Raw genomic sequence first — 14,252 nt, 5'->3', positions numbered from 1 at the left:
CGCATGAGTGCTTCCCTTGCACGCCTGGAGCGCAAGCTCGGCTATACCTTCAAGGATCAGGATCAGATGTTGCTGGCCCTGACCCATCGCAGTTATGCCGGGCGCAATAACGAGCGCCTGGAGTTTCTTGGCGACGCCATCCTCAATTTCGTCGCCGGGGAGGCGCTGTTCGAGCGCTTCCCGCAGGCCCGCGAAGGCCAGCTGTCGCGCCTGCGCGCACGCCTGGTCAAGGGTGAAACTCTGGCGCGGCTGGCGCGTGGATTCGACCTGGGCGAATTCCTCCGACTGGGTTCGGGTGAGCTGAAAAGCGGTGGTTTTCGCCGCGAATCGATCCTCGCCGATGCCCTCGAGGCGCTGATTGGCGCCATCTATCTGGATGCCGACATGCAGACCGCGCGCGAGCGCATTCTGGCCTGGCTGACCGATGAGTTCGAGAGCCTGACACTGGTCGACACCAATAAAGACCCGAAAACCCGCCTGCAGGAATTTCTGCAGTCGCGTGGTTGCGATTTGCCGCGTTATGAAGTGGTCGATATCCAGGGCGAACCTCATTGCCGGACCTTCTTCGTCGAATGCGAAGTGGTCCTGCTGAACAACAAGAGCCGTGGCCAGGGCGTAAGCCGGCGTATTGCCGAGCAAGTCGCCGCCGCCGCTGCACTGATCGCCCTGGGCGTGGAGAATGGTAATGACTGAGAACAACCCAACCCGTTGCGGCTACGTAGCCATTGTCGGTCGCCCCAACGTTGGCAAGTCGACCTTGCTCAACCATATCCTCGGGCAAAAGCTGGCGATCACCTCGCGCAAGCCGCAGACCACCCGCCACAACATGCTCGGGATCAAGACCGAGGGTGACGTGCAGGCGATCTACGTCGATACGCCAGGCATGCACAAGGCCAACGACAAGGCGCTCAACCGTTACATGAACCGCACCGCTTCGGCCGCCCTCAAGGACGTCGACGTGGTGATCTTCGTGGTTGACCGTACCCGCTGGACCGACGAGGACCAACTGGTGCTCGAGCGTGTCCAGTACGTTACCGGCCCGCTGATCATCGCGGTCAACAAGACCGACCGGATGGACGAGAAGGCCGAATTGATCCCGCACCTGAAATGGCTGCAGGAGCAACTGCCGAACGCCGAAGTCGTGCCGATCTCTGCCCAACAGGGGCACAACCTCGAAGCGCTGGAAGCACTGATCGCCAAGCAGCTGCCGGAGAACGATCACTTCTTCCCGGAAGACCAGATCACCGACCGCAGCAGCCGCTTCCTCGCCGCCGAACTGGTCCGCGAGAAGATCATGCGCCAACTGGGTGCCGAGCTGCCGTACCAGATCACTGTCGAGATTGAAGAGTTCAAGCAGCAAGGCCATGTGCTGCACATCCATGCCCTGATCCTGGTTGAGCGTGATGGTCAGAAGAAGATCATCATTGGTGACAAAGGCGAGCGTATCAAGCGCATCGGCTCCGATGCGCGCAAGGACATGGAAACGCTGTTCGACGCCAAGGTCATGCTCAACCTTTGGGTCAAGGTCAAAGGCGGTTGGTCCGATGATGAGCGCGCCCTGCGTTCGCTGGGCTACGGCGACCTGTAACACTCCCTCAACGGCCCGGATTGTTCCGGGCCGTTCTGCATCCGGGCCTTCCCCATGGAACAACCTCAAGGTCAGCCGGCGTACGTGCTGCACAGCCGTGCGTACCGCGAGACCAGCGCGCTGGTGGACTTTTTCACGCCGCAAGGTCGCGTGCGGGCGGTGCTGCGCCGGGCGCGGGGCAAGGGTGGCAGCCTGGTGCGCTCGTTCGTGCCATTGGAAGTCGAGCTGCGTGGGCGCGGCGAGCTGAAGAACGTCAACCGCCTCGACAGCGCCGGCATTGCCGCCTGGCTCAATGGTGATGCACTGTTCAGCGGCTTGTACCTGAATGAACTGCTGATGCGCCTGCTGCCGGCCGAGGCGCCATACCCAGCGCTGTTCGAGCACTATGCCCTGACCCTGCAGGCGTTGGGCCAGGGCCGGCCATTGGAGCCGTTGCTGCGGGCCTTTGAATGGCGCCTGCTGGAGCAGCTCGGTTACGCCTTTGCCCTGGATCGCGACGTCAACGCCGAGCCTATCGCTGCCAGTGGTCTGTACCGCCTGCAGGTCGACGCCGGGCTTGAGCGGGTGGAGCTGTTCCAGCCCGGGTTGTTCAAGGGCGATGAACTGCTCGCACTGGCCCACGCCGAGTGGGAAGCGCCTGGCGCATTGCTGGCAGCCAAGCGACTGATGCGCCAGGCCCTGGCCGTCCACCTGGGGCCAAAGCCGCTGGTGAGTCGGGAGTTGTTTCGCAAGCGCTGAGCACGTCGTATGCTGTGCGGCTACATCTTCAGGAGAGCCTTTCGTGACTCATAGCAACCGCATGCTTCTTGGCGTCAACATCGACCACGTGGCGACCTTGCGCCAGGCCCGCGGCACCCGCTATCCAGATCCGGTCAAGGCCGCGCTGGACGCCGAAGAAGCGGGCGCCGACGGCATTACCGTACACCTGCGTGAAGACCGCCGGCATATCCAGGAGCGCGATGTGCTGTTGCTCAAGGACGTGCTGCAGACGCGGATGAACTTCGAGATGGGCGTTACCGAAGAGATGATGCTGTTCGCTGAGCAGATTCGCCCGGCGCACATCTGTCTGGTTCCGGAAACCCGTCAGGAACTGACCACCGAAGGCGGCCTCGATGTGGCCGGTCAGGAAGCGCGGATCAAGGCGGCCGTCGAGCGCCTGGCCCGCACCGGCGCTGAAGTGTCGTTGTTCATCGATGCCGACGAGCGCCAGATCGAAGCTTCGCAACGGGTCGGCGCGCCGGCCATCGAGCTGCACACCGGTCGCTATGCTGATGCGCTGACCCCAACCGAGGTGGCCGATGAGCTCAAGCGCATCGCCGACGGCGTCGCGTTTGGCGTCGGCCAGGGCCTGATCGTCAACGCGGGCCACGGCCTGCATTACCACAACGTCGAGGCGGTCGCAGCGATCAAGGGCATCAACGAGCTGAACATCGGTCACGCGCTGGTGGCGCATGCGCTGTTTGTCGGCTTCAAGGCCGCCGTGGCTGAAATGAAAGCGTTGATCCTGCAGGCCTCGCGCTGATCGGCGTCACTCGGCACGAAAAAACAAGGTAAACCGGGTTGGCCCCTGCGCCTGGCTGCTGACTTCGACCTGGCTGCCGTGCAGTTGCATGATCGACTGCACGATCGCCAAGCCCAGGCCAGTACCGCCATCCAGGCGCGAGCGACCGCTGTCGGCTCGATAGAACCGCTCGAACAGGTGCGGCAGGTGCTCGTCGCTGATCCCCGGCCCGTGGTTCTCAACCCATACCCAGGCCTGCTGCGCGTACCGGCCGATGCCAATGCTCACCACGCTGCCCTCGGGGCTGTGCCGTAGCGCATTGCTGAGCAGGTTGGACAAGGCCCGCTGGCACATCAACCGATCGCCAAGCGCGGTGGCCCAGCCGTGACGCCTGATCTCGATATCCTTCACTTCAGCGCTGATGGCAAACAGCTCGCTGACCCGCGCGACTTCGTCGGCCAGGGCCAGCGGCTTGAGTTCGACCTGGGCCTGGGGCTGGCTTACCTGCGCGAGAAACAACATGTCGTTGATGATGCGGTTGAGCCGAGTCAGTTCTTCGATGCTGTCTGCCAGCACCTCGCGATAATCGCCGCTGTCGCGTGGGCGGGCGAGGGTCACCTGGGCCTTGCCCATCAGGTTGCTCAGCGGCGTGCGTAGCTCATGCGCGAGGTCGTCGGAAAACTGCGACAACTGGCGCACACCCTGATCGAGCCGATCCAGCATCACATTGATCGAGCGGGCGAGGTCGGCCAGTTCCTGCGGCAGGCCGCTGGAGGGCAGTCGATGGTCGAGCGCCTGCGCCGATACCTGGCCGGCGATCCGGCGAAAGCGCCGCAGTGGCTTCAGGCTGCGCTGCACCAGCTTCCAGGCACAGGCGCCGATCAGCAGCAACAACAACGGCAGGGCCAGCAGGGTCGAGCGCAGGTAGGCGTGCAACAGGTCGTGATCGTCGGCGCGATCAAGGGTCATCATTACCCGCACCGGGGTGTCATCGCGCAGCCGCATCGCCTGCGTCACGCTGAGAAATTGCGCTCCGCTGCTGTCCTTCCATTCCTGAAAGGTCTGGCCGTCGCTCCACTGCAGCTCGCGCAGGCGCTGTGACTCCAGCGCCGGGCCCAGGCTGAGCAGGGGTGCATGGCGGCCATTCAGAGCAATCACGCTGAGGCTTAGGTTGTCATGGCCCATGACCAGGTCGAGCAGTGGGTGGGCGCGGCTGGCCAGGTCAGCGCTACGCAGGTCGACCCGCAGGTTGTGTTCTACCTGCAGCATCTTGCGCGCGAGGTCCTTGCGCGCGCGGCTGTCCAGTTCGTGATCAAGGGCAAACACCGCCAGGCATGCCAGCAGCAGCACCAGCGCGGCGCCCATTAGAGTGACGCTCAGACCAAGCCGCAGAGACAGGCTGGCGGGTTTCAACGGCGCGCCTCGAGCACGTAGCCAACACCGCGCAGGGTGTGGATCAGTTTGTCTTCGAAGGGGTCGTCGATCTTGGCCCGCAAGCGCCGGATCGACACCTCGACAACGTTGGTGTCGCAATCGAAGTTCATGTCCCACACCAGCGAGATGATCTGCGTGCGTGACAGCACCTCGCCGCTCTGGCGCATCAGCAGGTGCAGCAGCGAGAACTCCTTGGCAGTGAGGTCGATACGTGTGCTGCCACGCCAGGCCCGGTGGCGGCCAGGGTCCAGCTCCAGGTCGGCGACGCGCAGTGTGCTCGGCTGCACCTGCTGATCGTTGCGCCGCAACAGGCTGCGGATCCGCGCCAGCAATTCGGGAAATTCGAATGGCTTGAGCAGGTAGTCATCCGCGCCCAGATCCAGGCCCTTGACCCGGTCAGACAGGCGACCGTGAGCGGTGAGCATCATGATTCGCGTGGCCGACTCGGCGCGTAGCCGTTGCAGTACGGCCCAGCCGTCCAGTTCCGGCAGGTTGACGTCCAGAATGACCAGGTCATAGGCCTGCTGGCGGGCCATGTGCAGGCCGTCGATGCCAGTGTGTGCGCAATCCACGACATAGCCGTTTTCGCGCAGCCCCTGCTGAAGGTAATCGGCAGTCCGCAGTTCGTCCTCAATGATCAGTAGGCGCATGCTTGGGCTCAGGCAGAATTCGGGAGAGGGATTGTCGACCCTGAAGCTGGATCAAGGTCAAGCGCGCGATAGTACGCCAAGCCTGGGGTGGATCGGCGTGGATAACGGATTTGTAATCAGCGCGTCATCTGGCGGTTAGCCAGACGACGCGCTGAGCAGACAGGATGGGTGCGGCCGGGTTTACTTGCGCGCCAGGATCGTCGCCCGACGCGGGGCGGGCAGGCCTTCGATGGTGCGGCTGTGGTCCTGCGGGTCGAGAAAGTCGCTCAGAGACTGGTAGCGCATCCACTCGGTGCTGCGCTGCTCCTCGACACTGGTGACACTGACGTCGACGCAGCGCACGTCACTGAAGCCGGCGCGCCGCAGCAGGCGCTCCAGTGCCGGTACCGAAGGCAAGAACCAGACATTGCGCATCTGCGCATAGCGGTCTTCGGGAACCAACACTTGATTCTCGTCGCCTTCGATGACCAGAGTTTCCAGCACCAGCTCACCGCCTTTTACCAGGCAGTCCTTGAGCGCCAGCAAGTGCTCAATGGGCGAACGACGGTGGTAGAACACACCCATCGAAAACACCGTGTCGAAGCCTTCGAGGTTGGCCGGTAGTTCCTCAAGGGCGAATGGCAGGTGCCAAGCCGGCAGCTCGGGCAGGTACTTGTTCACCGCCTGGAACTGGCAGAAGAACAGCCAGTTGGGGTCGACTCCGATCACCATGTCAGCGCCGGCGCCGAGCATGCGCCATTGGTAGTAGCCATTGCCACAGCCGACATCCAGCACACGCTTGCCGGTCAGGTCCAGATGCGGGCTGACCCGCGCCCATTTCCAGTCCGAATGCCATTCGGTGTCGACATGCACGCCAAACAGATCGAACGGACCTTTGCGCCAGGGCGACAGGCCCATCAAGGCCTGCTGCAGCTGAGTGCGAGTCGTCTCATCGCAGGGGCTGTCCAGGCGCAAGCCATCGACCAGATCGACTTCACTGGGCTGCAGCTCAGGCAACGCCTCGAGAGCGCCACGCCAGCGCTCGAGGTCGCCGTGGCCTTTTTCCATCTTGCTTTCCAGTTGCGCTTGCAGGCCTTGCGACCAGGTGGCCAACGGAGTACCCGCCAGACGGCGGACCAGGGGAGACAAATCGATCATGGCAGGGCTATCAACGAGGCGAAGTTAAGGCATTGGAACCACGGCACTACCTTGGAGAACCCGGCGGCACGCAGGCGGGCCTGGTGGGTTTCGAGCGTGTCGGGTTTCATCACATGTTCAATGGCGCTGCGCTTCTGGGCAATTTCCAGCTCGCTGTAGCCGTTGGCGCGTTTGAAATCCAGGTGCAGATCGTTGAGCAGCGCCTGCTCCTGATCATCGGCGAAGTGCAGTTTTTCCGAGAGGATCAGCGCGCCTCCTGGCAGCAGGGCCTGGCGGATCCGCGTCAGCAGCTCCAGGCGCTGGCCGGGGGCGACGAATTGCAGGGTGAAGTTCAGCGCCACCACCGAGGCTGGCTCGAACTGCAGGCTGAGGATATCGGCTTCCATGACTTGCACCGGCAACAGCTCCTGGAACATCGAGTCCTGGGCGTTGAGGTACTGACGGCAGCGCTCGACCATCGCCGCCGAGTTGTCCACCGCGATCACCCGGCAGCCATCACTGCGCACATGGCGGCGCAGTGCCTGGGTCACTGCACCCAGCGATGCGCCGAGGTCGTACAGCGCCGTATCGGGCTGAGCAAAGCGTGCGGCGAGCACGCCGAGGTTCTCGACGATGGTCGGGTAGCCCGGCACCGAGCGCTTGATCATGTCCGGGAACACCCGCACTACGTCCTCGTTGAAGGCGAAGTCAGGCACCTGGTCCAGGGGCCGGGCGAAAAGGCGGTCAGGGTCTGTGCTCACGGTGTGCTCGGGCGAAAAAAACAGGGGCGACATTCTAGCCAAGCCAGGCCTTGCTGGATACGGGCCTGGCGCGAACGGTCAGCCCTGCAGCGGGAATTACCCTGCGCTGGAGGGCCGGCTCAGTGCACGATGACCTTGCACTCGAAGGTCTGCACCGGAACCACCTCTGGCGCCCAAGGCTGTTGATACACAAGCAACAGCGTACCTTCACCGCTGGCAGCAGCCTGGAAGCGCCAGGTGGACGACCCCGCAGTGCCAACCATGCCATTCTGCTCAGGTGTGCTGTAGACCTCCGGGCCGCGTGCCTGGAGAACAGCAGCGGCAGAGTCCTTGAGTTTCCAGCGATAGCCGGTGGTGGGATTGCTGGGCAGGGTCACGGTCAAACTCTGGCCAAGCTGCAGGCGCTGCGGACATTCACCTTCGGAATTGAGCTCGACGACACTCGGTCGATGGCTACACGCGGCAAGCATTGCCAGGCTCAGAGGAAGCAGCAGACGAAGGACGGTCATGGATACTCCAGCGCAATTCAGTGCGCTGAGAATACCCCATGCGATTCAAACTGTAAGCCCGTTTGCAGCGGAGCCAGAACGGCTCCGCTGTTTTCTCGGTGTCGATTCAAAACAGCACTTTGGCCACGTCGGCAAAGCGCTTGGCAAAGTGCACGGTCAGGCCCTCCCGCAGATACTCCGGCAGCTCTTCAAAGTCGCCTCGGTTGGCTTCAGGCAGAATCAGCTCGAGAATCTTCTGGCGCTTGGCCGCTATGACTTTTTCGCGCACACCACCAATCGGTAGCACTTGCCCGGTCAGGGTCAGCTCGCCGGTCATGGCTACGCCTTTTTTCGGCACCTGATCGCGGGCCAGCGACAGCAGCGCACTGGCCATGGTTACCCCGGCGCTTGGGCCGTCCTTGGGCGTTGCTCCCTCAGGCACGTGCAGGTGGATGAACGCCTCGTTGAAGTAGGTCGGGTCGCCGCCAAATTGCTTGAGGTTGGCGCTGACGTAGCTATAGGCGATCTCCGCAGACTCCTTCATCACGTCGCCAAGCTTGCCGGTCAGCTTGAAACCTCGATTGAGGGCATGAATGCGGGTGGCTTCGATCGGCAGCGTGGCGCCGCCCATACTGGTCCAGGCCAGGCCGGTTATTACACCTTTGCCAGCCAGCACCTGTTCGCTGCGGAACACCGGCATACCCAGTGCCGCTTCAAGATCCTTGGGGCCTATCTTGAGTTTGGCCTGCGGGTCTTCAAGCAGCTTCATGACCGCCTTGCGCACCAGCTTGCCCAATTGCTTTTCCAATTGGCGCACACCCGCTTCGCGGGCATAGCCATCGATTACCAGGCGCAGCGCGGAGTCGCTGATACTCAGGCTGGTCTTGGCCACCCCGGCTTTTTCCAGCTGCTTGGGCCACAGATGGCGCTTGGCGATGGCCAGTTTTTCTTCGGTGATGTAGCCAGACAGGCGGATCACTTCCATGCGGTCGAGCAGAGGTCCGGGGATCGAGTCCAGGGTATTGGCGGTACATACGAACAGCACCTTGGACAGGTCCAGGCGCAGGTCAAGGTAGTGGTCGAGAAAGTCGACGTTCTGCTCAGGGTCGAGGGTTTCCAGCAAGGCCGAAGCCGGGTCGCCCTGGTAGCTCTGGCCCATCTTGTCGATCTCGTCGAGCATGATCACCGGGTTCATCACCTCAACGTCTTTCAGCGCCTGCACCAGTTTGCCCGGCTGGGCGCCGATGTAGGTACGGCGGTGGCCCTTGATCTCGGCTTCGTCGCGCATGCCGCCGACACTGAAGCGGTAGAACGGCCGGCCGAGCGACTCGGCGATAGACTTGCCGATGCTGGTCTTGCCCACCCCGGGTGGGCCAACCAGCAACACGATCGAGCCACTGATCTCGCCTTTCCAGGCACCGACGGCGAGGAACTCGAGAATCCGGTCTTTGATGTCATCCAGCCCGGCGTGATGCTGATCGAGCACCTTGCGTGCATGCTTGAGGTCGAGCTTGTCCTTGCCGTACACGCCCCAGGGCAGGGCGCTGGCCCACTCCAGGTAATTGCGCGTCACGGCGTATTCCGGCGAGCCGGTTTCCAGAATAGCCAGTTTGCCCAGCTCTTCATCAAGGCGTTTTTTCGCGGCGGCGGGCAGGGTCTTGCCCTCCAGACGCTGCTTGAACTGTTCAAGGTCGGCGCTGCGGTCGTCCTTGGTCAGGCCAAGTTCCTGCTGGATGACCTTGAGTTGCTCCTTGAGGAAGAACTCGCGCTGGTGCTCGCCGATCTGCCGATTGACCTCTGCCGAGATCTCGTTCTGCAAGTGGGCGACCTCGACTTCCTTGCGCAGCATCGGCAAGACTTTTTCCATGCGCTTGAGCATGGGCACACAATCGAGCACTTCCTGCAGTTGCTTGCCGGTGGCCGAGGTCAGCGCGGCGGCAAAGTCTGTCAGCGGCGACGGGTCGTTGGGGCTGAAGCGGTTGAGATAGTTCTTTAGCTCTTCGCTGTACAACGGGTTGAGCGGCAGCAACTCCTTGATCGCGTTGATCAAGGCCATGCCGTACGCCTTGACCTCATCGGTCGGCTCGGTCGACTGACGCGGGTACTCGACTTCGACCAGATACGGTGGGCGATGGTGTTTGAGCCAGGTACGGATGCGCACCCGGGTCAGGCCCTGGGCAACGAACTGCAGCTTGCCGTTCTCGCGGCTGGCGTGGTGGACCTTGACCAGGGTGCCGTACTCGGGCAACGCCGAAGTGTCGAAGTGACGGTGATCTTCGGGCGGCGTATCCATGAAGAACAGCGCCAGCGAGTGGTGATCGGTCTTGGCCACCAGGTCGAGGGTTTCTGCCCACGGCTCTTCGTTGACGATCACCGGCAGCACCTGGGCCGGGAAGAATGGGCGGTTGTGAATCGGGATGACGTAGACCTTGTCTGGCAGCTGTTGGCCGGGCAGGGCAAGGGCATGGCCAGGGATTGCGGCGCCTTCGAGGTGTTCGATTTCGCTGTGTTCGTCGGGCTGTTCCGAATGATCCTGCTGGTCGCTCATGAGGCACCTGAGTTAATGACTATGGTGCTTAGATGGGGTAAAGGCCAATGGGTTTCAAGCCAGCGTAGATGAAGACGTTAGTGCGCTATTTATAAGGGGCCAAAAAAAAGCGGAACCGTACAGGTTCCGCTTCTTATGCAGGTGATGCACTGGCGCGAGGATTAGTCGGCCAGTTTGTAAGCGATGATGTAATCGCCCATCTTGGTGCCCAGCGAGCCGTGGCCGCCGGCGGTGACCAGCACATACTGCTTGCCGTCCTTGCCGGTGTAGGTCATCGGTGTGGCCTGGCCACCTGCGGGCAGGCGCGCCTTCCACAGTTCGGCGCCGTTGTGCACGTCATAGGCACGCAGGTACTGGTCGAGGGTGCCGCTGAGGAAGCCGACACCGCCCGCAGTGACCATCGAACCGCCCATGCTCGGCACACCGACCGGCATACCGATCGGGATCGGCGTGCTGTCACGGGTGGTGCCGTTCTTGTGCTTCCACACCACCTTGTTGGTGAACAGGTCGATGGCGGCTACATACCCCCAGGCCGGCGCCTGGCACGGCACGCCCAGTGGCGACATGAAGGGGTGCATGATTACAGCGTACGGAGCACCGCTGTTAGGCTGCACGCCGCTGGTTTCACTCTCGCGCTTGCTATCGGCAGCGACTTGCTCGCGCGGCACCATCTTCGACACGAAGGCCATGTAGTTGGGCGAGGTGAACATCAATTGGCGCACCGGGTCGATCGACACGCTGCCCCAGTTGAACACACCGACGTTGCCGGGGTAGATCAGGCTGCCCTGTTCCGACGGCGGGGTGTATTGGCCTTCGTAGCGTAGTTCACGGAACTGGATACGGCAGAGCATCTGGTCAAACGGGGTGGCGCCCCACATGGCCTGTTCGGTCAGGTCCGGGCCCAGCAGGTTGAGGTCGGAGCGGGCCTGGGTCGGGGCGGTGTGGTCACCCTTGACCGCGCCCTGCGGCACCGGGATCTCGCGGATCGGCACAATCGGCGTGCCGTCGCGACGGTCAAGTACATACAGGCTGCCCTGCTTGGTTGGCACGATCACTGCTGGCTTGATGCCGTCATCGGTCTTCAGGTGCATCAGGGTCGGCTGGCTGCCGACGTCCATGTCCCACAGGTCGTGGTGAGTGAACTGGTAGTTCCAGCGGGCCTTGCCGGTGGCCAGGTCCAGGGCAACGATACCGGCGCTGTACTTCTCGGCGCCTGGGGTGCGATCCGCGCCCCACTGGTCAGGGGTCTGGTTGCCCAGTGGCAGGTAGATCATGCCCAGGTCTTCATCGACGCTGGCGATCGACCACATGTTGGCCGAGTTGCGGCTGTAGGTCTTGCCAGGTGCCAGTGGCTTGGTGTCATCCGGGTTGTTGCTGTCCCAGTTCCATACCAGATGACCATCGTGCACGTCATAGGCGCGAATCACTCCGGACGGTTCGTTGGTCGACTCGTTATCGGTGACATGGCCGCCGATGATCACCAGATCGCGGGTAATCGCTGCAGGCGACGTCGAGTAGTAACCACCTGCGGTGAACGGGCCAATGCCGGTAGTCAGATCGATGACGCCCTGGTTGGCGAAGCCTTCGCAGACCTTGCCGGTGTCGGCGTTGATGGCGATCAGGCGCGCATCGGCGGTCGGCAGGTACAGGCGGCGGGGGCATGCCTGGGCAACGACCTGGCCAGCATCGGAAATTTTCGGCGCCGGGCTGCCGTCACGGCTGACGTAGCGGTTCTCGTCATAGTAGGACGCACCCCGGCAGGTCATGTGGGCGAAGCCCTTGAAGGTGCCCACCGGGCTCTTTACTTGCGGGTCGAAGCGCCAGATTTCGGCACCGGTGTCCGGGTCCAGCGCCAGCAGCTTGCTGTGCGCAGTACAGGCGTAGAGCATGCCGTTGACCTTCAGCGGCGTGTTCTGGTTGGTCAGCTCGACCGGGTCGTTTTCAGTGGGCAGGTCGCCGGTGCGGATGCGCCAGGCTTCTTCCAGTCGGTAGGCATTCTGCGCGGTGATCTGGCGCAGCGGCGAGTAGCGGTCGCCGTGCTCGGTACGGCCATACGCCTGCCAGTCGCCGTCAGGCATGGCCGGGGCGGTGCTGGCCATTTCGCTGCTGTCGCGGTTGAACTCGCCGCGGATCTCGCCCGGGTGAGTGAACTGGCTGGCCAGAGCGGTGGCGCCGGCGGCAACTACTGCAACGCTGAGCAGCGCGGTGTTGACTCGGGAGGCCGGGCCAAGCAGCGGGCGGCGTGCCCACGGCAACAGCAGGACTACGCCAAGGGCGAACCAGATGGCCAGGCGCGGCACCAGTTGCCACCAGTCCAGGCCAACTTCCCACAGCGCCCAGGCGGTGCTTGCCAGCAGCACCACGCCGTAGACACCAAGGGCGATCTGCCGTTTGGCCAACAGCAGGATGCCGCTGACGGCAAAGCCGATGCCGGCCAGCAGGTAGTAAAGCGATCCGCCCAGCTGGCTGAGCTTGATACCGCCGGCCAGCAGGGCCAGGCCCATCAGCAACAGCAGCACGCCTAGCAGGCGCGGTAGCCAGCGGGTTCCGGTTTTGGCACCGTCAGTGCTCATCAAAGGTACTCCGTGAAAGTTGAGGTCAGAAACTGCTTTGAATCTTCAGGCCGGCGATCAGTGCGTCGTCGACTGCCGATACCCCGCCTGGATGGCGAATGTACTGCAGGTTGGGACGCACGGTGAGCCAGTCGGCCAGGTGCACGCCGTAGTAGAGCTCGGCGCTGTATTCGGTGTCTTGCACAGGCAGGTAGCCTGGGTTGTCGTAATCACTGGTCCCGGCCGCCTGATTGGCCAGGCGGGCGTTCTTGCGGTAGCCGGGGTTGACGTGCACGCGGGCGAGGGCGAAACCGATGTCGTCCTTGGCCCGGGCATCGAATGGCCCCTTGTACAGCACACCTGCCTGAACGTAGTTGTCGATGGCATTGGTCTCCTTGTCGTGCAATGTGGCATTGGCAAACAAGCTCAGGCCGCGTGACTGGTCGGACGCCTGCGAGGTCACCTGCTGCTGCGCGCCGAGCCAGAAACCGTGTTTGCTCGAGCGGCTGCGGTAGGCAGCGCCGCTGATGGCGGCGGGTTGGCCACTGCTGTCGCGCAGTACGTCCTGAGCCTTGGCATTACTGTAGTAGTAGCCGGCGCGATATTCCCCTGCAAGTCCATTGACCTGTGGGCTCCAGACCAGTTCGATCGGCATTACCGCGCCCTGGGTACCGCTGCCGCTGAGCTTGAAGCCATTGCCCGACTCGAGGTTGGAAGGGTTCTGCTCGAACACGCCGACCTGGGCGTACAGCGTAGCGCTCAGGTTGTAACGCACGCGCAGGGCCCATTGGCTGACCGGCCAGTTGTACCAGATGCCGCCAACCCAGTTGCCGACCTGCGAGCCGCAGAACGCCAGGTTCTGGAAGTCGCAGGGGAAGCTGTTGAAGTCTTCGCCTTCGCCGAAGCGGCCAAATTTCACGTCGAGGACGCCATCGAAGTACTTCTGCTTGATCCACAGCTGAGTCAGGCGCCAGGTCTGGCCGCGACCCCAGACTTCCTGGGCGGAGGTAAAACCACCTACGCGCGGGTCGTTGATGCGGTCATTGCTGATGTTCTGGCCGTGGCGCTCGGTCACGGTCAACTGCACCTCGGTGGCGTTCCAGCCGAGGATCTTCTGCAGGTCAAGGTGGCTGCCAAAGGTGAACTGGTCGCTGTAGCGCGCGCTGCGGTCATGGTCGTAGCCGCCATGCAGGTTGCTGCCCATTTCACCCGTGTAGCCGAGGGTGAAGTCGTAGCCGCGCTCGCGCAGGTCACTGCGGCTGCCGTTCCAGTCGCCAAGCATCCACGGCGAGTCACTGGCGAACATTTCACCGGCAAGCGTGGCGGGCGTAACGCCAAAGAGGAGTGTGGACAGGCCTAAGGCGGCATAACGACTACGGGGTAGCTGGAACATGAGATAGCGCTATCTTTGGATTGACGAAAAATACCCAAGTGCATCGAAAAGCACGCTCTTCGATGGCGTATGGCTGTGGGAATATGGGCTGAAGCGATTCAGTGCGGCGGCAGGATATAGCGGAAGGGGTAATAAAAAAAGACAAAATGTCGCACTTGATTGTTACTCCTGCAGCAACAATGGGCGTAGCGCTATGGCTGTGGTCACCATGGCCAGCTCAA

12 protein-coding genes are annotated in these 14,252 nt (G+C 62.6%); 4 read left to right on the top strand and 8 right to left on the bottom strand.

Annotated features, from left to right (window positions below):
- Positions 1 to 3: 3 nt before the first annotated feature.
- From rnc to pdxJ, 4 genes are all read left to right on the top strand, one after another.
- Positions 4 to 693 (top strand): ribonuclease III, encoded by a 690-nt coding sequence (rnc, locus tag HU736_RS21225; RefSeq protein ID WP_103438388.1) that lies wholly within the window; start codon positions 4 to 6, stop codon positions 691 to 693.
- Entirely contained in the window at positions 686 to 1,588 is a 903-nt protein-coding gene (gene era / locus HU736_RS21220) for a GTPase Era (RefSeq protein WP_101321882.1), read from the top strand. The genes rnc and era overlap by 8 nt, the downstream gene beginning before the upstream one ends.
- A gap of 54 nt (positions 1,589 to 1,642) precedes the next feature.
- Positions 1,643 to 2,326: a DNA repair protein RecO gene (gene recO / locus HU736_RS21215; RefSeq protein ID WP_103438387.1), complete on the top strand. Its 684-nt coding sequence runs from the start codon at positions 1,643 to 1,645 to the stop codon at positions 2,324 to 2,326.
- 61 nt (positions 2,327 to 2,387) lie between these two features.
- Positions 2,388 to 3,110 (top strand): pyridoxine 5'-phosphate synthase, encoded by a 723-nt coding sequence (pdxJ, locus tag HU736_RS21210; protein ID WP_189691783.1) that lies wholly within the window; start codon positions 2,388 to 2,390, stop codon positions 3,108 to 3,110.
- A gap of 6 nt (positions 3,111 to 3,116) precedes the next feature.
- Here pdxJ and HU736_RS21205 read toward each other — a convergent pair whose 3' ends face one another.
- The 8 genes from HU736_RS21205 to HU736_RS21170 all read right to left on the bottom strand — a co-directional run bounded on the left by HU736_RS21205 (position 3,117) and on the right by HU736_RS21170 (position 14,031).
- Positions 3,117 to 4,502: a heavy metal sensor histidine kinase gene (locus HU736_RS21205; RefSeq protein WP_103438386.1), complete on the bottom strand. Its 1,386-nt coding sequence runs from the start codon at positions 4,500 to 4,502 to the stop codon at positions 3,117 to 3,119.
- The gene (locus HU736_RS21200) at positions 4,499 to 5,173 is read right to left on the bottom strand and encodes a heavy metal response regulator transcription factor (RefSeq protein WP_101321878.1); all 675 of its coding nucleotides are present in this window, start codon (positions 5,171 to 5,173) and stop codon (positions 4,499 to 4,501) included. The genes HU736_RS21205 and HU736_RS21200 overlap by 4 nt, the downstream gene beginning before the upstream one ends.
- Before the next feature lie 180 nt (positions 5,174 to 5,353).
- Positions 5,354 to 6,310 (bottom strand): tRNA 5-methoxyuridine(34)/uridine 5-oxyacetic acid(34) synthase CmoB, encoded by a 957-nt coding sequence (cmoB, locus tag HU736_RS21195; RefSeq protein ID WP_103438385.1) that lies wholly within the window; start codon positions 6,308 to 6,310, stop codon positions 5,354 to 5,356.
- Complete coding sequence (gene cmoA, locus HU736_RS21190; RefSeq protein WP_103438842.1) at positions 6,307 to 7,050, bottom strand: carboxy-S-adenosyl-L-methionine synthase CmoA; 744 nt, start codon at positions 7,048 to 7,050, stop codon at positions 6,307 to 6,309. The genes cmoB and cmoA overlap by 4 nt, the downstream gene beginning before the upstream one ends.
- A 119-nt stretch (positions 7,051 to 7,169) precedes the next feature.
- Positions 7,170 to 7,559 (bottom strand): protease inhibitor I42 family protein, encoded by a 390-nt coding sequence (locus HU736_RS21185; RefSeq protein ID WP_103438384.1) that lies wholly within the window; start codon positions 7,557 to 7,559, stop codon positions 7,170 to 7,172.
- A gap of 106 nt (positions 7,560 to 7,665) precedes the next feature.
- Positions 7,666 to 10,086, bottom strand: a complete 2,421-nt coding sequence (gene lon / locus HU736_RS21180) for an endopeptidase La (protein ID WP_103438383.1) — start codon at positions 10,084 to 10,086, stop codon at positions 7,666 to 7,668.
- A gap of 161 nt (positions 10,087 to 10,247) precedes the next feature.
- Positions 10,248 to 12,659: a glucose/quinate/shikimate family membrane-bound PQQ-dependent dehydrogenase gene (locus HU736_RS21175; protein WP_186700784.1), complete on the bottom strand. Its 2,412-nt coding sequence runs from the start codon at positions 12,657 to 12,659 to the stop codon at positions 10,248 to 10,250.
- Between the two features lie 25 nt (positions 12,660 to 12,684).
- Positions 12,685 to 14,031, bottom strand: a complete 1,347-nt coding sequence (locus HU736_RS21170; protein ID WP_186700783.1) for a carbohydrate porin — start codon at positions 14,029 to 14,031, stop codon at positions 12,685 to 12,687.
- Positions 14,032 to 14,252 lie beyond the last annotated feature (221 nt).

The sequence above is a fragment of the Pseudomonas shirazensis genome (assembly GCF_014268785.2).
Lineage (GTDB): Bacteria > Pseudomonadota > Gammaproteobacteria > Pseudomonadales > Pseudomonadaceae > Aquipseudomonas > Aquipseudomonas shirazensis.
Note: the sequence above shows the minus strand (reverse complement) of the source record. Positions and strands in the feature narration are given on the sequence as shown.